This window comes from Kitasatospora sp. NPDC056783 (assembly GCF_042789895.1).
Taxonomy (GTDB): Bacteria; Actinomycetota; Actinomycetes; order Streptomycetales; family Streptomycetaceae; genus Kitasatospora.
Genome location: NZ_JBHUAF010000147.1, coordinates 1 through 18,953, shown reverse-complemented (window position 1 = coordinate 18,953; position 18,953 = coordinate 1). Strand labels below are relative to the sequence as shown.

Here is an 18,953-nt window from a genome sequence, read left to right as displayed (position 1 = left end):
GACGAGGACCTTGAGGACTTCGCGGGCGTCACGGCGGCGGTCCTCGCCGCGGGCGGCGACGGCGGTGACGGCGGCGATCGAGACGGCGAGGGCGTACCAGGCGGCGCTCGCCGCGGTGATGAGGGCTGCGTGGTGGAGGGCGGTCGGCATCGTTGTCTTCCGGTGGGAGGGGTTCCGGTGGGAGGGGTGCGACCCCGGCGGCGGGGCCGGACCGGCGGGCTGCCCGGTGCCGTGTTCGGAAGGGCACCGGGCAGCGGGCGGCCGGGCCGGTCAGGTCGCGGTGGCGAGATCGTGGAGGTGGTCGGCGAGGTCGTCGTTGGGCAGGCTGATCGGGCCGTACTCGGCGTCGCGGACGGGTTCGAGGTCGTCGAGGGCCTCGCGCAGCGCCGAGTCGGGCGGCTGCGAGGCCCCGGGGGCGGTGCGCGGGAGCACGTAGTCGCTGACCATGGGCAGGCAGGCGAGGTAGTAGTCGGCGAGTTGCGGCACCGTCGGCGGCGGCCCCGTCCGGTCCGGGGGCCGCCGGCCGGGCGGCCTCAGTTCCAGGCGGGCGGCTTCGAGGAACCAGTGCTGCGCGGCCTTGAGGTCGCCCAGGCGGGCGTGGTGGAGGTAGAGGCAGTAGCAGGCGGTCGGCTCCTCGGCGCCGCCGGCGAACTGCCACCAGAACTGTGCCTCCTGGTAGCGGCCCACGAGGTAGAGCAGGCAGGCGAACACCAGCGCTCCCCGGGGGTCGAGGCGGTCGTGGCCGCGCCCGAGCCGGTGGAGGGCCGCGCTGGCCCAGTCCTCGCTGATGACCATGCCGGACAGCGCGAGCAGGTCGCGGTCGGCGTAGTCGTGGACGGTGAGGTCCTCCGGGCGGGAGGTGACCCGCACCGGGCGTTCCCGCGGCCCGGCGTCGGCGCCCCGGTCCGCGGGCACGGCGGCGCCGGGCAGCGGCCGCGCGGGCGCGCTTTCGTCGCGGCCGCGGGCCCGTCGTCCGGCCGGGCTCCCGTCGGCGTGCCGCACGGCACGCCGGTCGGCGAGCCGGACGGCGATCCGCCGGCGGCCGGCGTACAGGTCGTAGACCGGTGTGGGGCCCGCGGCTGCGATGCCGCCCCCCGTCAGCAGGGTGTCAAGCGGGTGCACGGTGATCACTCCTCGTCGTTCGTACGGCCGGGCTCCAGGGTCCGGCGCTGCGCGAGCCGTACGCGCAGGCGGGTTCTCGCCTGGGAGATCAGCGACCGGACGGTCCCCTCCTCGATACCCATGACCTCGGCGATCTGGTGCGGTCCGTAGCAGCCGAGGAACCGCAGCACGACGACATCGTGCTGGCGCCCCGGCAGGTCCCGGATGGCGCGGGCCACGCTGATGCCGACCTCGAGGTCACCGACCATGCTCCGGTCGATCTCCTCCAGCGCCTTCTCGGCCCGCCTGATCAGCGCGTAGGCGAACGCCGCCTCCTCGACGAGCGCGAGATGCTCCCTGCGCCAGGTGCACTCCGCCTCGACCACCCGGCGCAGCAGCGCCCAGGCGTAGGCGGCGGGGCGGGGCCGGCACATGACACGGTCCCAGCGTTCGGCGAGGGCGAGCAGGACGTCCTCGACGAGTTCGAGGGCGACGTCGGCGTCGCCGAGGTGGGCGAACGCGTAGTCGGTGTAACGCTGGGCGTGGAGGTCGTGGAAGGCCACGAAGGCTAAGGGCAGGTCGGCCGGCACCGACGCCGGGACCGGGACCGGGGCCGGGGCCGGGGCCGGAGCCGGGACCTGGGTGCCGGCGGCGTCGGCCGCGTCGGCGGGCTGGATGTCGCTCACCAGGACCCCCGGCTCGGGTCCGGGAGCCCGCCGCGCGGGGCGGTACGGCGGCACCGGGCCGCGGAGGCCGGGTGCCCGGCGCCCGCGGCCGTGCTCCGGGGGGTGTCGGGGTGTCCGACAGCGGTGCCGGTCAGTGGCCGGACAGGGAGAGGGGCGTTCACGACCGATCCTTCACTTCTCGATGATCCTCGCTCCCGTGACCGGCTGTCAGACCAGGCCACCCGAGCGCGTCTGAAGCCAGCATTCCGGCCGGACACGGGAAACGTTGAGACAGCATCGGTAAAACCTTGCGGACCGGATCGCTCCGATCAGGGGGAAAACCGTCATACCGGGCGAGTCGGCCGGCACCACGGGTGCCGCCCTCATCCAGGCGAATCGTTCAGGCATTGACATGACCAAAGGATCAATCCTTGTGTTGATTTCAACTATCGAATGAATGCCGGGCCCGGCGGGACGCGGGCGGGAGAGCAGCCTCCCGGCGGGACGCGGGCGGGAGAGCAGCCTCCCGGCGGGACGCGGGCGGGCCGCCCTTCACGCGGGCCGGCGGCGGCCGGCGGGGCGAACAGGTCGCCGAAGGGATCGCCGGACGAACTTATGATGGCGGGCATGGACGCTCAGCATCCGACCGGCGAAGCCGTCATCCGGGTCGTGGGAGCGGCCGTCAACAACCTCAGGAATGTCAGCCTCGACCTGCCGAAGAAGGCGCTGACGGTCGTGACGGGCGTCTCCGGGTCCGGCAAGTCGTCGCTGGTGCTCGACACCGTCGCCGCCGAGGCGCAGCGCCTCGTGAACGACACGTACGCGGCCTTCGTGCGCAACCGGCTCCCGCACATGCCGGCGCCCGAGGTGCAGTCGATGGGCGGCCTCACGTTCACCGCGATCATCGACCAGCGTCGTTTCACCGGGAACGCGCGGTCGACCGTCGCCACGGCCTCGGACCTCGCCCCGCTGCTCAGGCTGGTGTTCTCCCGGATCGGTGAGCCCTGCGCGGGGTTCTCGCCCTCGTACTCCTTCAACGATCCGGCGGGCATGTGCCCCGGCTGCGAGGGCCTCGGCGCGGTCGTGGACATCGACGTCGGGGAGCTGATCGACCCGGAGCGCACCATCGACGAGGGGCCGGTGCGGTTCAGCCAGTTCCGGCCGGGTGTCTACCGCTGGAAGCGCTTCGCCTACTGCGGCCTGTTCGACCGGACGAAGCCGCTGAAGGACTACACGGACGAGGAGATGCGGCTCTTCCTCTACGCGGACCAGCTCAGGCTTCCGGACCCCGATCCGCGTTTCCCCAAGACCGCCCGCTTCGACGGTGTGGTCACGCGGATGCGCGACGTGTACGTGAAGAACCGCCCGTCCAAGATGTCCCCGCTGGTGCGGGAGGAGCTGGAGCGCCTGACCACCCACCGGGTCTGCCCCGCGTGCGGCGGGGCCCGGCTGAACGCCGCCGCCCGTGCCAGCCTCGTCGACGGGCGTTCGATCGTGGACTGGTCGGCGATGTCGGTGGCCGAGCTGCGCGGGCTGCTGGAGACGGTGGAGGACCCGCGCGTGGCGCCGGCGCTGGACGGCATCCGCCGCACGCTGGACGCGCTGCTCTCGGTGGGGCTCGGCTACCTCTCGCTCGACCGGGAGTCGTCGACCCTGTCGGGCGGCGAGGCGCAGCGGGTGAAGATCGTCCGGCATCTCGGCAGCGCCCTCACCGACATCACGTACGTCTTCGACGAGCCGTCGACCGGTTTGCACCCGGCCGACGTGCAGCGGCTCAACGAGCTGCTGCTGAGGCTGCGCGACGCGGGCAACACCGTCCTGGTGGTGGAGCACCATCCCCAGGTCATCCGGGTCGCCGACCACGTGGTGGACATGGGTCCGGGTGCGGGGACGGACGGCGGCCTGGTGCAGTTCCAGGGGACGCCGCGGGAGCTGGCCCGCAGCGCTACCGCCACGGGGCGGCTGCTCTCGACGCCGTTGGAGCCGCGGCGTACGGTGCGCGGGCCGCGCGGCCGTGTGCGGGTCGTGCGTGCTTCGGCGCACAACCTCGCCGGTTTCGACGTCGATGTCCCGGTCGGTGTCCTGACCGCGGTGACGGGTGTCGCGGGCTCCGGCAAGAGTTCCCTGGCCACCAATGAACTCCCGCGGCAGCACCGGGAGTTCACGGTGGTCGGGCAGGATCCGCTGCGCGGCGGTGTGCGGTCGATGTCGCTGAGCGTCCTGGGTGTCGCCGACGGGGTGCGCGAGGCGTTCGGTGCCGTGTCGGGGCTGGAGCCGGCCTGGTTCAGCTTCAACTCCAAGGGGGCCTGCCCCGCCTGCCGCGGCAAGGGCCACATCACCACCGAACTCGCGTTCCTGGACGACGTGGCCACGCCCTGCGACGCGTGCGGGGGCGAGCGTTTCAATCCCACGGCCCTGAAGGCGGAGCTCGACGGCCGCACGATCGCGGACGTGCTGCGGATGGCGGCGGGCCCGGTGGCCGAGCTCTTCGCCGGCCGGCCCCGGATCGCGGGGCCGCTGCGGTGGCTGGAGCGCGTCGGGCTCGGCTACACGGCCGTCGGGCAGTCGCTGGACACCCTGTCCGGCGGCGAGAGGCAGCGTCTGCTGCTCGCCCGCCACCTCAGCGCGTCCGCCGGTTTCGCCGAGGAACGGATCGTCCTCGACGAGCCGACGACCGGTCTGCACCCCGGCGACGTGGAGCGGCTGGACGTGCTCTTCTCCGACCTCGTGGACGCGGGCGCGACGCTGGTCGTGGTCGAGCACAACCTGCGTGTCGTCGCGCGGGCCGACCACGTGATCGACATCGGGCCGGGCGCGGGGGCGGACGGCGGGCGGCTGCTGTTCACCGGCCCGCCGGCCGAGCTGGCCCGGCGGACGGACTCGCTCACCGGGCAGGCCCTGGCGCGGGCCGCGGCCGGGTAGGGTCCGCCCGCGTGGACCGGCCGGCGATGGCGGCGGGTGCGGGCGGGAGGGCGGGGCCCGCGCGGGCGGGCGTCGCCCGGGGGCGGGTGTTCGGCGGACGTCGGCGGTGAACTGGCGCCCGACCTCGTCCGGCCCCGCGGGCCGGCCCTGCCCGCCGGGCTGGTCGCGGTGGGCGATGTGCGCGGTGACGGTGGTGCGGCCGGGGGCGCGGGCGCGGAAGGTGGAGTAGTGGTGGCCGCCCGAGCCGGTGTTCCCGATCCCGCCGAAGTCGTACGGGTCCCTGAAATCGAGGTCGCGGGCGTACTCGTCGCCGGCGGCGGGGGCGACCGCCGGGTCGGGGGCGGGGGTGGCCGTGCTCCAGGCGTAGCCCGCCGACGGGTAGGCGGACACCTCGGCGGAGGACGGCTCGCCGGGTCCGACGGTGAGCTGTCCCGAGGCCTGGGTGAGCACCGTGCCGCGGTCGACCTCGCCGGTGGCGTTGCGGCGGACGGTCACCACGCGCGTGGTGACGGGGGCGGCGAGCGCCACCGGCACGGCCGCCACCACCGGCAGGACCAGGCGCCGCCCGCGCCTCACCCGGTCGTCTCCCGGCGGGTGACGCGCGGCGCCGGAACGGCGGCACCTCGGTGCGGGCCCGGGTTCGGACGGCCCGGCCGCGGCGGGACCCCGACGCCCGGCTCCGCCGGCCGGCTGCCGCTCCGGGGACGTGGGGTCTTCACCTGGGACCTCACCCGGGTGCTCGGACGTTCTCGGCAGGGGGCCTGCCCGCGCGGGCGACTCGCCCGTGGGGCGTCGGCGGCCCGTGGAGCCGGTCAGCCGGTGACGGTGCCGGCGCGTGGGCGGAGGGCGTCCAGGAGCGCGCTGTGGCGGGAGGTCAGCTTGCCCTCGGCGCGGGCCTTGTCCTGCTTGCGCAGCCAGGTGCCGGGGCGGAAGGCGGGGTCGTCGCCGAGGCCGGTGCGGTTGGCGGGGCCGGTGAGGGTGCCGCCGGCGGCGAGGTAGGCGAGCAGGCGGCGGTAGGAGCGGTTCCAGTCCGGTTCCAGGCGCCACAGGTCGTCCAGCGCGTCGAGCCTGGCGACCTGGCCGGGGGTGAGGTTCGCGGCCTTGCGCTGGCGGCGCATCCAGGCGCCCACCGCGTAGTCGTCGAGCTTCGCGGTGGCGGGGATGGCGAGGTGGCCGTGCCGGTGGTGGAACGCCTGCGCGTAGGCATAGCCGCGTTCCCAGGCGCCCGCGTTCTTCGACCAGATCATGCCGAGCGCGTCCAGCTCCGAGACGCGGGCGGGGTCGAGCAGGCCCTGGCCGTTGAGGTGGCGCTGGCGGGTGAGCCAGGAGACCAGCCCGGCGTGCTTCTCGCGGTCGGTGGGGTCGAGGTGGCCGTGCCGGAGGTGGAAGGCGGTGGCGACGGCGTGCATGCGCTGCCACTCGACCGCCCTGGGGTTGAACGCGCGCAGCCTGACGCTCTGGAGGATCCGGGCGGCGTGCCGGCGGGCGTCGATCTTCAGCCAGTCGACCGGCGACCGCTCCGGGGCCGGTGGCCGCTCGCCGGGCTCCGCTTCGGTGGCCGCGGCGGTCTGGTCCCCGGAGACCGGGGTCGTGGTGGTGTGCGCGGCAGGGCTCCGTGCTCAGCAGCAGCAGCGACGGCGGCTACTCGCGCGCCTCGACGACCTCAAGAGGGCATGACCGTTCATGGCCTCCGGCGCCGACGGCCATCGGCACCTGCGTGGCAATACTTTGAATCCTTAGGGTGCAACTATCAAGAGCAACCCTTCGTCTCAATGTCCGTATCTATGCCTTGCATTGTGACGGCATAGCCCCCTACCGTCATGCCATCACCCCGAAGTGAAGGCTGCGGGGGGCGGATTGGGGGTTCGGCATGCTCAACATCGGACTTGGCGCCTACCGGACGTGGCCGGAGGACGAGTACGGGAATTCGTCGGCGGGGTGGCGCCCGGGTCTGTCCGACGAGGAGGTGTACGCGGCAGCCAAGGGCCGCTGGAAGCTCGGGGCGCGGGCGGACCGGGAGCGGTACGTGGTGTTCAGCGCCATGGGCATCGTCGTTCTGGCGGTGGAGATCGACCACATCGCGGCTCCGGACCCGGACGGCCGTCGCACGATCCACGGCACGATCCTCAAGCCCGGCAACCCGGTGTACGACAAGTACGTGGGCAACGAGTCGCCGGTCGAGAAGAGCCAGAACCCGGTGCAGTACTTCGGTTCGCCGTTCGACCGCACCGACTGCGCCTGCGGATGTGGCGAGGAGGTCCCGTCCGGACGAGACTTCCTCCCCGGACACGACCAGAGGGCCATTCACGACCGGGTCAAGCTGGTCGGCGGCGTCCTGCCGTTCATGGACTGGTTCGACGCCACCTGGCCGGAGGCCAAGCCGCAGGCTTGATGGCCGAGCCCTGCCGGTCATACCCGGCAGGGCTCAAATCCTGGCTCAGCACCCGCTGAACGGGTGACGGGACAATGCCCCGGTGAACTCGACCACATTGATCTCCATCGCTGGCATCCTCGGCACCTTGTTGGCTCCCGTCGTCTCTGGTGTCCTCGCCGCCCGAACGGCCCGTACCGCCGGCACGCGTGAGGATCGGGCTGAGGCGCGGCAGGCCCGACGGCACGCCTACGGAGCGCTGGCCACCGCCCTGGTGGTCTGTATGGGCACTCTGCGCGAGCGGATGGAAGCCCTGATCAACACGTCTTACGACCCGGACGACAGTCGACACATAGGACGGGCCCGGGACCTCGCAGAGCCGTTGGAGAGTCAGCTTCAAGCTGTGACAGATGCGCTGGGGGCGGTGCTCATTGAGGGCCCTGACACCGTGGCGGGGATCGGCGCCGACGCTGCACGGCGTTTGCACGAATGGGCAGGCCGGTTGAACGACTGGATCGACTCCGAAGACCCGGACGCGACGATCCGTGATCAGCTCCGCTTCGGTCGGCAGGACGAAGCGGAAACCTCCCAATCCGTAGAGGCGTTCAGCGCCGCCTGCCGCCGTGTCATACACCCCGAAGATCCCGCCGATCGTGTGCTCGACCGCCGTCGGCTGGCCCTTCCCTGGCGTTGAGCTGACGGGACTCCAGAGCCTGGCCGTCTGCCCCGAACCCGCATATCGGGGGTCGGGGCAGCTGACCGGAGGCGACACCGTTCCACCTTGGCATGGAACATATCGGCGCAAACCAGGCACTTTTGGGTAAAAAAAAATAGCCCGAAGCACTTGCTTCACGGCATCCCTGAAGTCAAGCGCCCGAATTCTTCTAATGGCTGCCGCCAGGGTTCTGAACTGTCGATTCCGTCACGGGAGGAATCGGAATCGGGGCGAGAGCGTGGGGCATCATTGAAAGCAGGTAGGGCTGCGCGATGAAAAGCAGCCAGATACCCACCTTCGCCAACTTCTTGCGGGTCTTGGGCTTTGCGGAATCCACGTTGATCTCGACGCCGGGGAACGAGAGGTGGAAGGCCTTGCGTCGGTTGGACATGCTCTCTCCTTGGGTTTTGTAGCGTTTTTGGGCATGCGAAAAGAACAATCGGGGACAAGGTAATAAGAAATCCACCCGATACCCTTAGCGATTCCGGTTTCGCGGGGCAACAATCCCATAGGGATTGTTTCGTTCGGATGGTGCGCGTCTTGCTGTAATACTCCAGCGATCGGCTGGATAGCCTCTCGCCATTTAACGATAGCAGAGCTTTCCGAACTCCCGTCAAGCCCTCTTGCCCACGGGCATGTTGACGGTCCTTCGGATTGCTACGGTGACTTTTATAGAGCCTCACCCCGAGGCAGTCAAGCATTGCAGGTCAGGCCCGCGAAGGGCCGGTTCCTGTTTCTCGCCTTGAGGGCTGGTAACGATGCTAGGGGAAGGTCTGACGCATCCATTGCCCCAGCCGATGCCCGCCCGTGCGACTCCCCGCATCTATCGTGCGGCGTAAGCGCTCACGCAGGCGTGCATGTCCAATCATGTTCAGGCTGGACCACGTCTGACGCAAAGTCAACCCATGTGACGGTTCAGCCTGGTCGGCCAGTGTGAGGCATCGGCCGCGTCCCGCGGCAGGCACTTCGGGGCGTGTCTCGGACATGCCCGGTGGGGCAAGGCTCTCTCAGTTCTGGGAACGGATCATGCGACGGAGGCTCGTGCGGGCTGCTGTCAGGTCGTCTTCAAGCGCGTGGACCCGGGTCTGAGGTGCTTGCGGATCCCGCCCCGGGACAGCGAGGACATCTACCCCACCACGGCCGGACCCGGCCTTGTCTCGCTGTCGGGAGGCCCCCTCGACGGACGCTTCCTGGACACCAGCGCCGTGGACCCCGACGACGCCACCCTCGCCGAGGCGGCCGGCGAGGTGTACCAGCCGATCGCCGCCGCCCCACCGCGTCAGGGAAGCGTGGCCACGGCCGCCACCCTGCTGTACGTCCGGTCGGCCTCACCGCCCCGGTCCTGCTCGACCATGCCCGTACCGAGGACGACGAGCGGTGGCCCGACGAGGTGGTCCGCGAGCGGCGCGAGTCGGAACTGACCCACGCGGCGCGATGCGCGGTGGCCGCCGCCCAGGACCACGCCCACCACGACGGCCGGGACGGCCGGGAAGATCCCGCCGACGACGGAACGGGCGCGGCGATGAACCTCGCGGCCGTCGGTGCCGAGGTCGCCGAACAGTGGCGCGACGACCCGGCCGAGGCCGCCGGGCTGGTCGTGGAACTCACCGCCCGGGGCGAGTTCACCGTGCGGGAGGTCCTGGACGCGGCGACGGACGCGTGCGTGACGGCCGCCCTGCTCGCCCTCCAGCACATACGTACCGCCCCCGACCCCGGCGCCGCGGCCGAACGGTGCCTGGACGCCGTCCCCTACCTCGTCCTCGCGGTCAGACCGGCCGGTACCGACCCGGACTGAGACGGCGTTCCCGATACCGACGAGCAGGCCCTCACCCCGCCCAGCCCCGGACGGGACGCACGAAGCGCCGGCCACGGTGATGGTGGCCGGCGCCTCACCTGTTCCGGCCGGGGCCGCGGGGCGCCGGTCAGGACCCGAAACGACGCCGCACGACCGGACGGGCGGGCGGGGCCTGCCCGGTGCCGCGCAACGCGAACGCGGCGGCACGGGTGCGCTCCAGCCAGCCCGCCACCCGGCGCAGCGTGGCGGGGTCGGGGTGTCGGGTGAGGTCGCGGACGGCCTGGTGGTCGTCGTCGGTGAGGGTGTGGAGGCCGGCTCGGTCGAGGGCGGTGTAGAGGGGCTGGGCGGAGGGTCCGGCGAGGCGGCGGTGGGCGGCGTCGGAACTCTGGCTGGCCGGCGGCGGGCGCGAGGAAACGGTGGGCGACGTCCGTGGTCTAGCGGGCCTGGTGGGCGGCCTCAGCCGCGCCGGTGGCGCCGGTGGCGAGCGAGCCGGCTGCCGGCTGGGACGGCCTCCCGGGGTTCTTCTCGGCTCCCGGACCCGGCCGGGGCAGTCCAGCTCCCCGGTGGTCCTACAGCTGGGCCTCGCCGACCCGGCGGCGGTCAGCAAGGACACGAGCATGCACGAGGAGTCCGTGACTGGGCTGGTCGGGGTCTACAGCGGCCGGATCGACCGGCCTCCGACCTCGGCATGATGTGCCACCGACGCCCCCTTCACGTTCTCCGCAGCATCCCGGACAGCCAGAGCAGGGCGTGCTGGGAAGCCGTACAGTCGCTCGCCGGCCTGGGATGGACGCTGTGGCACCCCTTTTACCCGACCCGCGCTCAGGCCACCCCGCCGGACGCGCCGCCTCCCAGCTCCTCCACCTGCGCGAGGCCACCGTCCCGGTGCCGGTCCTCGCCGCGGCCGCCGAGCTGATCGCCCCGCAGCTGAAGAGCGAGGACCCGGCCGCCAGGGAGGCCGCCGCCGCCGTCCACGCCCTCCTGACCGCCGCCATCGAGAACGCCGCCCCGGGGCGGTAGCCGCCCTGGCGAACCGGACATTCCAGCACCTGTCCCAGCCCGAGCGCGGGGCGCCACTACCAGAAGAAACGACTGGGACAACCCTGGCACTGTGGGTGGCGCACGGAACAGAGCGGGTGAGCGGGGTCGCCGAACGTCCGCTTCTCCCTGTTCAGTCGCAACCAGCTTACGCTGCAAGGACTTTGGGTCCCATGTCGGCGCGCTGCCCGGCCACCCCCTTCAGTTGCAGCCGGATAGCAATCGACTACTATCCGAAATCAATTCTGGCAGCGCACGGCCATGGGCGGGGCTCAGGGGCCGGGCAAGACTGTGGGGGGAAGAGATGCCAAATCCTGACCCGGCCTCGGAGCTCAAGGTCAATCCGGCCGAACTGGACAGCTGCGGACAGAGTGCCCAGCAACGCGTCCAACGGCACCGGGCTCGACGCCGCCACGGCGAAGAGCGACCAGGACGCCGCGAACGCACTCGGTCAGATCCCCGCCGCCGGCACCGACCCGAACAGCGTGAAGGCGTGGTGGAACGGCCTCACCAATGCTCAGCAGCAGCGGATGATCCCAGCCACGACAAGATCGGCAACCTCGACGGCATCCCCGCAGTCGCCCAACCCCGACCATCACGTGGCCTTCGGACGCGACCCGAGCGTCCCACAGTTCGGCGCACAGATAATCCCCACCAGCCCGAGAACGGATCACTCCGGCTACTGGGACCCGAACTCCGCCTCCCTCATCGCGATCGGACAGGCCATCGCGGGAAAGCCGATCTCATGAGCACCGCAATGCCCGCCTGCGCGACGTTGTCACTGGCCAGAAGGTCTGCGGTCGCCGCCGCGCTGGCGATCACGGCACTGGCCCTGAACGCCTGCGGAGCGAGCACGCTGCAGGAACGGTCCAAGCCCACGATCACCCTGGACCAGGCCAAGACGCAGATCGACAGCTATCTCGCGGACATCCTGGCCAAGCTGCCGGTCAAGCCCACGGCCAGCTCGGGCGACTTCAGCGATGTGGAATGCGACGCCAACGACATCGGTCCGCATGGCAGAACACAGACCAGCCGGGGATACGACTTCGGGGACGTTCCGTCCGCCACCAGGGCCGCAGCCGCCGATGCGTTCCGCACGCTCATGACCGAGCGAGGTTTCCAGCCCGAAGCGGATCCCCCCAACTTCCATCACGACTGGATCAAGTTCAAGAGCCCCACGGACCACTCTCTCGCCGTCCTGGACGGGGTCTCCGACGCAAGCCGCGACGTCTCCCTGAGGGTCAGCTCGCCCTGTGTCTGGCCCAACGGCACCCCACCGGCCTGATCCGACCTCTCAACGGTCGGCCCGCCGCTCCCGAGCGGCGGGCCGATCTCGTCTGTGCGCAGGACCAGACGGTCTCGGCAGGTAGCGCGGCGACGGCCTCGGGGGCCGGGCTGCTGAGGAGGCAAGGCAGCGTGCCGACGCCGCCAAGCGAGTCACCAGCGGCCGGCGGCCGCTCGGTCATCCCACGCACGTCGCCGGCGATGTCGCCGCCGAACAGTCACGGATCGCCGGGCCTCGCGGGCCGGCCGACGACGACGCGCAGCACGGTTTCGTCCTCGCCGTCCGGCTCGACCAGGAGCATGCCGGCGGCGTGGAGCTCGTGCACCGCGTCGCGCACGTCCGTTGGGATCTTTCTGCAACGACGGCGGCGCCCAGGAACTCCCATAGCCGGGAGCTGACTCGCTGATGCGGGACGCCAGGACTCGGGCTCATCAGCAGTGCTTCCCCGACGAGCGGCCGACGAGGACTCGCGGCTACAGACGCTGGCCAGGCCGGATCCAGGTCAGGTCCAGGGCCATGTCCTTGAGTTCTTCGGGTGCCGCGACAGCGACGGTCTGGTCACCGATCTCGACCAGCGCCGCGAAGAAGCCGCTGCGCGTCGCCGTGCGAGCGGTGTGCTCCTGGCCGTCGAGGCGCAGCAGCGCCTGTCCGGGTGTGGCGGGAGCGGGGGTCAGGAATGCCCCGCTCGATGCCACGCGGTCGACATCGTCTTCGTCTGAGAAGTTGGCGATCGTGTTGCCGAGGATGTCGTCCGGGCTCATGGAGGAGGTGATCCTGGAGTTCGCCGGGGCGGGGCGGGAGTCGAAGAACGGCGGCGAAACTCGCCGAGCAGGCCGGGCAGGTCGGCCGCGATCTGCCCGTACAGGGTGCGGACCATTCCGATGAGACGGGTCACCACCCGCTTGTCCTCTTTGACCGATCAGAGCAGGTAGGGGTACAGCTCCACCTTGTCCGCTTCGACGCTGATCTCCACCCAGGCGCTGTCGGGCGGCGGCGGTGAACCGACCTCGAACAGCACCTGCGAGTCGCCCAACTCAAGGACAGCGGCGCCGTCTTCGGCGAGCTGGAACCATCCTCGCAGGACGACCTGGCCAGCCTCCTCGCGCACCCCCGGTTCGGCAAGCGCAGCCGACCGCGTGTTGCGGCCCCAGAGGATGTCACCGTCGACGGTCCATTCGACGTAGTGCCAGCCAACCGCGCTGTCCAGGTCACCGCGCCACACCGCCACGGCGCTGCCGAGAGGCGTGTGGACCCGGACCCTCGGCAACCCCGACGGACCCAGTGGCAGCAACTCGGTACGCACCAGCACACCCCGATCATCCACTACCCGACCGACACGGCCAGGGGAAGCGCGGGCAGGACGATCAAGATCTTTTGGCAATCGGTCAAGATCACCTGTGACCCGTCTCAGTGGACAAGAACCAGGCCGAGCCGGTCGGCGAAGCGCGGACCGGGGAACTGACCGAACAGCTGTGCACGGCGATCGAGGACGTCCGGGCCGCCGTCCTGGTCCTCGCCCGCCGCGTCCGCGCCGCCCACCAGGCCCGGACCTGGACCGTCCTCGGGCAACCGTCGTGGCCGGCGTACGCGCTCGCCGAGTTCGGGATCGATCGCCGAACGCCTCACCGACGCCCACCAGGACGCCGGCGGAGCCGCGCTCCCGGCCGGGACGGCGGCCGCTTCACCCTCATCCCCACCCACCCCTTCCCCTACGGCGACGAGTGGAAGGGCCCGGTCAAGACGATGGAGGACACCCCGCTGCTACACCGGCACAAGCCCGGCACCCTCGTCGCCCTTGACCGCTACCTCCACGAACGCACCGGCGGCATGATCGGAGCCCTCTCCCGTCGAATCCGCGGCGCCGCGATCGACGCGATCCTCATCGGCGACGAAGAGATCACCCAGGTCGGGCTCGACGCAGGCCGCTCGATGTCACCGCGAGCACCCAGGACCGGAAGAAGCGGAAGAACGGCAGGTGAGCACCCCGCGCAAGGGCACCGCGCTGATCCCGAAACTGCCCGTCCACGTCTTCCCCCGCCCCTGCGAGGGCGTCGAGTCGTTCATCGCCCGCCTCGCCGAGGCGAACTTCCTCAAGCCCACCCAGCTCCGCTCCTACCTCTGCGACCCGCCCGGCTACCGCAGCACCATCAGCTGGCCCCGGCTCATCGCGGCGACCGGCCGAAGCCTCTCCAATCTGCAGGACACCCTGGAACGGACACCACTTGTCCAGCCCTCGCATCCGGCCTGCGAGTACTGCGGACCACGCCCCGGACCAGAAAGATCGTCTTCCTCACTGCCGTGGTGGTGCTCACCCCGCTGCCGCCGCCGCAGCCGCCTGCTTGCTGAAGCGCCGTCGAGCCGCGACATCCTGCCTGGCCAGCGGCAGATCGTCTCCCGCCTCGGCTGCGGCACCAAAGTCATCCGCACGGCGAACAGCACTCGCAGCACCTGCTCGAAGAGGGGTCTCTCGATCAGCAGCCGTCTCCGCGACGCCGAGCTCGCCCTCTACGAGAACCCCAACGCCGTCGAACCCGACGACTTCTGATTGACCTCCGACAGGTGACCTTGACTGACTGACAGGTGAGTTCGGTCGAAACGCCTACACGATCTTGAGCGCTTCGTCCCACACGTCGCCTCCGTCTGCCCAGGTCCACAGCCATTGGCGCAGCGACGGCGCCGCATAGCACAAGCCGTCGTGGGGGCTCTCGCCCCAGTCGGGTTCCCAGCCGTCGGCGTCCCAGAGCAGGACCGGGTTGTCGACCGCTATCAACGAGGCGTACCACTGCATGCTGCAGCCGCCACCGCTCAGGAAGAGCCAGGACGCCGGCGGCCCCCACTCCGGATATCGAGTGCGGGGGGAGGTTGCGCATGGCCAGTCCGGCTGGTGCCACTCCGGGATGCGGCGCGGTGTCAGCGAGGCGAGGCCGTTTTCCGGGCCGAAGCCACCGTCGCCGACCTCGGTGTAGACACGTCGGAGCAGGAGCGGGAGCTCGTACCCGAGTTCCCGCTCCACCTGTTCGACCTCGGTCTTCGTGATCGGAGGGAACGGCTGGTTCGGGAGACAGCCGCGGGTGATACCCGTGCCTTCTGCGCCCCGGGCGAGAGCACGCAGCCTTTCCAGAAGCGCGTCGTCGTCTGCAGAGGTACGACGGGAGGCATCGGTCACGGGGCGGAACTGTATCCCCTTCGTTCTCGCCGAGTCGGACCGGGTCATCCTCATGCACCAGGGTTACCAGTTCGATTTTCTGCGCGGCCCCGGGCCCGATCCCGAGGTGTGGTCGTACTGCGAAGGCGATGGTCCCGGCGATGTGCCCACCTTTAGCTTCACCCGGTTCACCGACTGGCTGCAGGCCCACGTCACACAGCAGACCGAGGCGTGGGCGCGACTCGTCCCATGGTATGAGGCTGAGAAGCAGAAGAAGCCGGGCGACCGGAGCGTGTACTTCAGTCGTCGCCATCCGGACGGCAGCGTCACCGACGAGCTTTGACAGTGGAGGCCTTACGTCACAGCCACTCGTTGATGACGGCGATGGTGACGGTGGCCTCGTAGCGGACGGCGAGCTTGTCGTACCTCGTGGCCACTGCCCGGTGCCGCTTGAGGCGATTGATTCCGCACTCCACCGCGTGGCGCTCGCGGTAGTCGGTCTGGTCGAACTTCGGCGGACGGCCGCCGTGGGCGCCCAGCCGCTTGCGGTTGCGGATCTGGTCGGACTTCTCCGGAACCGTGCAGCGGATCCCACGTTTGCGCAGGTAGTCGCGGTTGGCTCGGGATCCATAGGCTTTGTCGGCCCGCACCCGGTCGGGGCGGCAGCGTGGCCGGCCGACGCCTGCGCGGGGCACCCGGATGCGCTCCAGGACCGGCTGGAACTCGGGGCTATCGTGCCGCCGGCCGGCGGTGACGAGGAAGGACAGCGGTTTCTGCCCGTGCTCGACCGCCAGGTGCACCTTCGTGGTCAGACCACCTCGTGAGCGTCCGAGTCCGTGGTCGGCGGGTCCGACCGCGACTCCGCCTGGTTTGTCCCGTTGAAGACCCCCCTTTTTCGCGCGCCGGCCGCATGCCGATGCGCCCGCGCGACCGTGGAGTCCACGCCCACATCCCAGGTGATCAAGCCCTTCACGTGAGCCTCGGCCCGCAACTGGGTGAGGATCCGACTCCACGTCCCGTCGCGCTGCCAGCGACGGAAAAGACCGTAGACGGTCTCCCACTCTCCATAGCACGCGGGAACATCGCGCCAGGGCGCACCGGTCCGCGTCCGCCAGCGTATGCCGTTGTCAGCTGCCGCTTGGACCAGACCGGAGGCCCGCCCCGGCTTCTTGCCCATCGGCACCAACGGCTCCGGCCTGGCCCATTGCTCGCTCGTCAGATCTCCACGCCCCACGAGTGGATCATGGCAGGCCTTGATCCACTCGTGAAACAGACCCTAGCTTGGCGCGCTGCCGTTCGCCCAGAAATGCGCCCGCAGAGCGCCCATCAGGGAGTGCGCGCCGGAATGAGTTTCGCTGACGGGTTCCATTTCCGCCCGGTCCAATCGTTCGCCACCGATACGCCCCTTGACCCATTGGATCCCGCACGGCCTGTCACCGGTTTTGGCGCGACAGAATTCTTCGATTACTTGCCTCAGGCTCGACAGGGGGATGACACTTGCCGGATCCATGAATACCGGGACATGGACATCCGAGAGGACTTTCGGGTCGATTTCTGGCGGTGAAGGGTTATCGGACACCCAGACGGACTCGTAGATCCCACCCTGCTTCGGATAGTTCTCGCCGCTGTACCAAACGGCTCCACCGTATCCGGTCGATCTGTTGATCGATACCGTGAGAACGCTGTCGGGATAGATGTGATCGCCAGGCCGATTAGCATCAAGGACGAACGATGCGTTTTCTCCGAAGTCCAGCTCCTTGATCACGCGCTCGATCAGCCCATCCTCCTCCCCCCGAGTCCCCGGTCGATATTCATCATGATTAATTTGCACGGTCAGAATCATCTAGCCCCCAGCCTGGAAATTCCATTGACGACCTTCGGAATCATGTTACCGGTGACCCGACCCTTGGACCAAACCCTCAGGAATCTCCCTGCCGGAAGGATCGCCTGCACTGCCTGAAGTCAGCCGGGCACGCCGTCCGAATTTGTCAGATATTGATTCTTCCAGGATACGCAGGCTGGACGCCGACCCCCGGACTCCAAGAACTCCCTTAGGGCTTTACGAACCAAATCAAGGGGGATCTCCGTCTGATCTCGGAACTGGGTCCAGTGCCCACAAAGATAATACTCGGGAGAGTTCCTGGATTCCGGCGGACCCGCGGAGACGTAATTTCCACTGGAGTCTATAAAAAGCAGAATTCCAACCTGCAGCTCCTTGTCGACTCCCACCTGAAATTCGTGATCCGGGATTCCCGGCTTGAACTCTTCTCGCCCCAGGTGGATGATCTGCGCCAGGTTCCCGTTCGCCGGCCCGGCCAGGAGTGCTTCGATCAGAGCATCGCCCTCTTCAAGAGAGTTGAGGTACTCAGGCCGACCGGCCCGAGTTGCCCTATAGCGAATTTCGGCACTTACCGCCATTTCCACCACGCCCCTTCACCCTGTGGGTGCCGTAAACCAGACAGTCCCATGTCATCCCCAGAGAGAAGGCCATCCGGAGTCTCGTCGCATCCGTTCTTCTCGGTACATGGCCCGCCCCACATATTGATCACAAGCTCGGCACCGCCAATTCCGTCGACGTGCATCTTGGCTCCGGATTTTACCTCAAGGTCGGAAGCTCGTCCGCTGACGGCGCCTCGCAGTTCCTTGGTCGCAGCCTTCACCCAGGCGACCAGATCGGCCTCGTCTCTCTCGGCCGCTCGACAGATCATCAATGATTTTGTTTCCGGTTCTTGCGAACCCTGTGATGGACCCGCCTCCTGGATAGCACGCGAGTCCTACCTTGGTCGCTGTCGCTTCGATATTCTCGCGCGTGAAAGGGGTGAAGCAATCGATGCTGTGTACGAGGACGGCTGTCGGCCCGGCCAGGACGTAGAAGGTGTGAACGTCCTGGACGGTCAGGTCGCAGGTGGGCTGGAGGCCCTTACGCTGATTGGCCTCGGTGACAGGGCTGTCGGCCCGTTCGGGGTGCGAAGGGTGTCGCCGACATTGAGGCCAGCAGCGTCGACCCACTTGTGGTCCTTTTCGGCCCAGAAGGGGTGGTGGCCGGTTTCGGTGAGGCTTTCGACTCCCTCATCGCGCTGGATCTGAAGATCGGTGAAGTTCCGGTCGCCCGCTGTGTAGATGACGGCTTCGACCGGTCTCGCCGTTGTTCGACCCGTGTCCGGGTCGGTGGCCACGACCGTGTCCCCGACCTTGACCGTCTCGATGGGTTTACGGCTTCCGTCGCCCATGAGGACGCTGGTGTCGGCCGGGAAGCTGTTCTTGTCGGGTTCGCAGATTCCCGGGATCTTGGAGAAGAGCCGTTCGATGAACTCGACGACCTTCTTGCCGAGAGGCCCGGCGTTCTTCAGGAGCTCCACGGCCCTCTCGAAGGCCGTGGCCTCTCCGACGATGGGGATCGCGCTGATGCAGGAGGATTTGGCGTTCTCGACGTCGTGTTGGAGGGCGTAGAGGCCGCAGTTGAGGAGGCCCGCCGCGGACGACCAGCCAGGAGGTGGGACCGTTCCCGCGAAGTCGAGGACGCCGTGGGCGATCGCTAGGAGAAGGCCCCGGGTGTCGACGGGCTGGTAGTCGCGGTAGGGGTCGTTGAGTTCCTTGGCGAGCCGGGCCTCGCTGCGCCGACTGCGCGGGGATGCGGGGGACCTCACCTACCGGGTCATGGCCGGCCGTACCCGGTATTCGGTCGCGCCGCTGTCACGGGCGGCCGGCGGGCAGCAGCTCCCGTCACTGCCGGTGGCGTTGGCCTACGTGGAGGCCTGCGGCGGGGACCCCGAGGAGGCCGAGCGGGCCGCTCCACCGCGTGGCCCTGTCCACGAGGGCGGCGTTCCCGTGGACGGCGGCCAGTCCCTGGACGGCCTCCGTCAGCAGGGCGACGGCGTCGTGTCGGCTGCGCGGGCGGCGGGTCCCGCAACGGGGA

The 18,953-nt window shown here is 69.6% G+C and carries 25 protein-coding genes; 12 read left to right on the top strand and 13 right to left on the bottom strand.

Annotated elements, in window-relative coordinates:
- Window positions 1–270: 270 nt before the first annotated feature.
- Together ACFRMQ_RS21410 and ACFRMQ_RS21405 are read right to left on the bottom strand one after the other, a co-directional pair.
- Window positions 271–1,122 (bottom strand): hypothetical protein, encoded by an 852-nt coding sequence (locus ACFRMQ_RS21410; RefSeq protein ID WP_380732106.1) that lies wholly within the window; start codon window positions 1,120–1,122, stop codon window positions 271–273.
- A gap of 5 nt (window positions 1,123–1,127) precedes the next feature.
- On the bottom strand, window positions 1,128–1,787 hold the full coding sequence (locus ACFRMQ_RS21405) for an RNA polymerase sigma factor (RefSeq protein WP_380732105.1): 660 nt from the start codon (window positions 1,785–1,787) through the stop codon (window positions 1,128–1,130).
- 606 nt (window positions 1,788–2,393) lie between these two features.
- On the opposite strand from ACFRMQ_RS21405, the gene ACFRMQ_RS21400 reads away from it, so the two are divergent.
- Window positions 2,394–4,688: an excinuclease ABC subunit UvrA gene (locus ACFRMQ_RS21400; protein WP_380732104.1), complete on the top strand. Its 2,295-nt coding sequence runs from the start codon at window positions 2,394–2,396 to the stop codon at window positions 4,686–4,688.
- Between the two features lie 812 nt (window positions 4,689–5,500).
- Here ACFRMQ_RS21400 and ACFRMQ_RS21395 read toward each other — a convergent pair.
- Window positions 5,501–6,136: a helicase associated domain-containing protein gene (locus ACFRMQ_RS21395; protein ID WP_380732108.1), complete on the bottom strand. Its 636-nt coding sequence runs from the start codon at window positions 6,134–6,136 to the stop codon at window positions 5,501–5,503.
- A gap of 422 nt (window positions 6,137–6,558) precedes the next feature.
- Between ACFRMQ_RS21395 and ACFRMQ_RS21390 the strand changes: the two genes are divergently transcribed.
- Window positions 6,559–7,080 (top strand): hypothetical protein, encoded by a 522-nt coding sequence (locus ACFRMQ_RS21390; protein WP_380732103.1) that lies wholly within the window; start codon window positions 6,559–6,561, stop codon window positions 7,078–7,080.
- An 82-nt stretch (window positions 7,081–7,162) separates the two neighbouring features.
- Window positions 7,163–7,753, top strand: coding sequence for a hypothetical protein (locus tag ACFRMQ_RS21385; RefSeq protein ID WP_380732101.1), 591 nt, complete (start codon window positions 7,163–7,165; stop codon window positions 7,751–7,753).
- 190 nt (window positions 7,754–7,943) lie between these two features.
- On the opposite strand, the gene ACFRMQ_RS21380 is transcribed toward ACFRMQ_RS21385, so the two are convergent.
- Window positions 7,944–8,165: a hypothetical protein gene (locus ACFRMQ_RS21380; protein WP_380732100.1), complete on the bottom strand. Its 222-nt coding sequence runs from the start codon at window positions 8,163–8,165 to the stop codon at window positions 7,944–7,946.
- A 703-nt stretch (window positions 8,166–8,868) separates the two neighbouring features.
- Here ACFRMQ_RS21380 and ACFRMQ_RS21375 point away from each other — a divergent pair.
- The 6 genes from ACFRMQ_RS21375 to ACFRMQ_RS21350 all read left to right on the top strand — a co-directional run bounded on the left by ACFRMQ_RS21375 (window position 8,869) and on the right by ACFRMQ_RS21350 (window position 11,892).
- Window positions 8,869–9,195: a hypothetical protein gene (locus tag ACFRMQ_RS21375; protein WP_380732098.1), complete on the top strand. Its 327-nt coding sequence runs from the start codon at window positions 8,869–8,871 to the stop codon at window positions 9,193–9,195.
- Entirely contained in the window at window positions 9,165–9,569 is a 405-nt protein-coding gene (locus ACFRMQ_RS21370) for a hypothetical protein (RefSeq protein WP_380732097.1), read from the top strand. Before ACFRMQ_RS21375 ends, ACFRMQ_RS21370 begins: the two co-directional genes overlap by 31 nt.
- Before the next feature lie 563 nt (window positions 9,570–10,132).
- Entirely contained in the window at window positions 10,133–10,261 is a 129-nt protein-coding gene (locus ACFRMQ_RS21365) for a hypothetical protein (RefSeq protein WP_380732096.1), read from the top strand.
- Window positions 10,262–10,364: 103 nt separating this feature from the next.
- Window positions 10,365–10,589: a hypothetical protein gene (locus ACFRMQ_RS21360; RefSeq protein ID WP_380732094.1), complete on the top strand. Its 225-nt coding sequence runs from the start codon at window positions 10,365–10,367 to the stop codon at window positions 10,587–10,589.
- 389 nt (window positions 10,590–10,978) lie between these two features.
- Window positions 10,979–11,356, top strand: a complete 378-nt coding sequence (locus ACFRMQ_RS21355) for a hypothetical protein (RefSeq protein WP_380732093.1) — start codon at window positions 10,979–10,981, stop codon at window positions 11,354–11,356.
- Window positions 11,353–11,892: a hypothetical protein gene (locus ACFRMQ_RS21350; protein ID WP_380732092.1), complete on the top strand. Its 540-nt coding sequence runs from the start codon at window positions 11,353–11,355 to the stop codon at window positions 11,890–11,892. Before ACFRMQ_RS21355 ends, ACFRMQ_RS21350 begins: the two co-directional genes overlap by 4 nt.
- Before the next feature lie 473 nt (window positions 11,893–12,365).
- Here the strand turns inward: ACFRMQ_RS21350 and ACFRMQ_RS21345 are convergent, their stop codons facing one another.
- The 3 genes from ACFRMQ_RS21345 to ACFRMQ_RS21335 form a co-directional block, all read right to left on the bottom strand.
- Entirely contained in the window at window positions 12,366–12,653 is a 288-nt protein-coding gene (locus tag ACFRMQ_RS21345; protein ID WP_380732091.1) for a hypothetical protein, read from the bottom strand.
- Between the two features lie 158 nt (window positions 12,654–12,811).
- Complete coding sequence (locus tag ACFRMQ_RS21340; RefSeq protein ID WP_380732090.1) at window positions 12,812–13,201, bottom strand: hypothetical protein; 390 nt, start codon at window positions 13,199–13,201, stop codon at window positions 12,812–12,814.
- A gap of 98 nt (window positions 13,202–13,299) precedes the next feature.
- Window positions 13,300–13,518: a hypothetical protein gene (locus ACFRMQ_RS21335; RefSeq protein ID WP_380732089.1), complete on the bottom strand. Its 219-nt coding sequence runs from the start codon at window positions 13,516–13,518 to the stop codon at window positions 13,300–13,302.
- Window positions 13,519–13,867: 349 nt separating this feature from the next.
- On the opposite strand from ACFRMQ_RS21335, the gene ACFRMQ_RS21330 reads away from it, so the two are divergent.
- The gene (locus ACFRMQ_RS21330) at window positions 13,868–14,437 is read left to right on the top strand and encodes a hypothetical protein (protein ID WP_380732088.1); all 570 of its coding nucleotides are present in this window, start codon (window positions 13,868–13,870) and stop codon (window positions 14,435–14,437) included.
- 54 nt (window positions 14,438–14,491) lie between these two features.
- Here the strand turns inward: ACFRMQ_RS21330 and ACFRMQ_RS21325 are convergent, their stop codons facing one another.
- Window positions 14,492–15,058, bottom strand: a complete 567-nt coding sequence (locus tag ACFRMQ_RS21325; RefSeq protein WP_380732087.1) for an SMI1/KNR4 family protein — start codon at window positions 15,056–15,058, stop codon at window positions 14,492–14,494.
- Window positions 15,059–15,110: 52 nt separating this feature from the next.
- Here ACFRMQ_RS21325 and ACFRMQ_RS21320 point away from each other — a divergent pair, with 52 nt between their 5' ends.
- A complete protein-coding gene (locus ACFRMQ_RS21320) occupies window positions 15,111–15,380 on the top strand; it encodes a hypothetical protein (RefSeq protein ID WP_380732086.1) in 270 nt (89 codons plus the stop codon).
- Between the two features lie 16 nt (window positions 15,381–15,396).
- Here the strand turns inward: ACFRMQ_RS21320 and ACFRMQ_RS21315 are convergent.
- From ACFRMQ_RS21315 to ACFRMQ_RS21295, 5 genes are all read right to left on the bottom strand, one after another.
- Window positions 15,397–16,271 (bottom strand): IS5 family transposase gene (locus ACFRMQ_RS21315; RefSeq protein WP_380732085.1). Its coding sequence is split into 2 segments (ribosomal slippage): window positions 15,397–15,884 and window positions 15,884–16,271, totalling 876 coding nucleotides; the frame shifts between segments, so codons are not numbered across the junction.
- 42 nt (window positions 16,272–16,313) lie between these two features.
- Window positions 16,314–16,880 carry an Imm1 family immunity protein gene (locus ACFRMQ_RS21310; RefSeq protein WP_380732083.1) on the bottom strand — a complete coding sequence of 189 codons (567 nt, stop codon included), beginning with the start codon at window positions 16,878–16,880 and terminating at the stop codon, window positions 16,314–16,316.
- Between the two features lie 119 nt (window positions 16,881–16,999).
- Window positions 17,000–17,455, bottom strand: a complete 456-nt coding sequence (locus ACFRMQ_RS21305) for an Imm1 family immunity protein (RefSeq protein ID WP_380732107.1) — start codon at window positions 17,453–17,455, stop codon at window positions 17,000–17,002.
- The gene (locus ACFRMQ_RS21300) at window positions 17,446–17,745 is read right to left on the bottom strand and encodes a DddA-like double-stranded DNA deaminase toxin (RefSeq protein ID WP_380732082.1); all 300 of its coding nucleotides are present in this window, start codon (window positions 17,743–17,745) and stop codon (window positions 17,446–17,448) included. Before ACFRMQ_RS21300 ends, ACFRMQ_RS21305 begins: the two co-directional genes overlap by 10 nt.
- Before the next feature lie 186 nt (window positions 17,746–17,931).
- The gene (locus ACFRMQ_RS21295) at window positions 17,932–18,684 is read right to left on the bottom strand and encodes a polymorphic toxin-type HINT domain-containing protein (protein WP_380732081.1); all 753 of its coding nucleotides are present in this window, start codon (window positions 18,682–18,684) and stop codon (window positions 17,932–17,934) included.
- A 10-nt stretch (window positions 18,685–18,694) separates the two neighbouring features.
- On the opposite strand from ACFRMQ_RS21295, the gene ACFRMQ_RS21290 reads away from it, so the two are divergent.
- A partial coding sequence (locus ACFRMQ_RS21290; protein ID WP_380732080.1) for a hypothetical protein occupies window positions 18,695–18,953 on the top strand: 259 nt, incomplete at its 3' end.

Excerpts from the sequence above, each read along its gene's own strand:
- ACFRMQ_RS21400 (WP_380732104.1), top strand. The coding sequence starts at position 2,394 with ATGGACGCTCAGCATCCGACCGGCGAAGCCGTCATCCGGGTCGTGGGA.
- ACFRMQ_RS21350 (WP_380732092.1), top strand. The coding sequence starts at position 11,353 with ATGAGCACCGCAATGCCCGCCTGCGCGACGTTGTCACTGGCCAGAAGG.
- ACFRMQ_RS21305 (WP_380732107.1), bottom strand. The coding sequence starts at position 17,455 with ATGGCGGTAAGTGCCGAAATTCGCTATAGGGCAACTCGGGCCGGTCGG.
- ACFRMQ_RS21380 (WP_380732100.1), bottom strand. The coding sequence starts at position 8,165 with ATGTCCAACCGACGCAAGGCCTTCCACCTCTCGTTCCCCGGCGTCGAG.
- ACFRMQ_RS21345 (WP_380732091.1), bottom strand. The coding sequence starts at position 12,653 with ATGAGCCCGGACGACATCCTCGGCAACACGATCGCCAACTTCTCAGAC.
- ACFRMQ_RS21300 (WP_380732082.1), bottom strand. The coding sequence starts at position 17,745 with ATGATCTGTCGAGCGGCCGAGAGAGACGAGGCCGATCTGGTCGCCTGG.
- ACFRMQ_RS21390 (WP_380732103.1), top strand. The coding sequence starts at position 6,559 with ATGCTCAACATCGGACTTGGCGCCTACCGGACGTGGCCGGAGGACGAG.
- ACFRMQ_RS21320 (WP_380732086.1), top strand. The coding sequence starts at position 15,111 with ATGCACCAGGGTTACCAGTTCGATTTTCTGCGCGGCCCCGGGCCCGAT.
- ACFRMQ_RS21310 (WP_380732083.1), bottom strand. The coding sequence starts at position 16,880 with ATGATTCTGACCGTGCAAATTAATCATGATGAATATCGACCGGGGACT.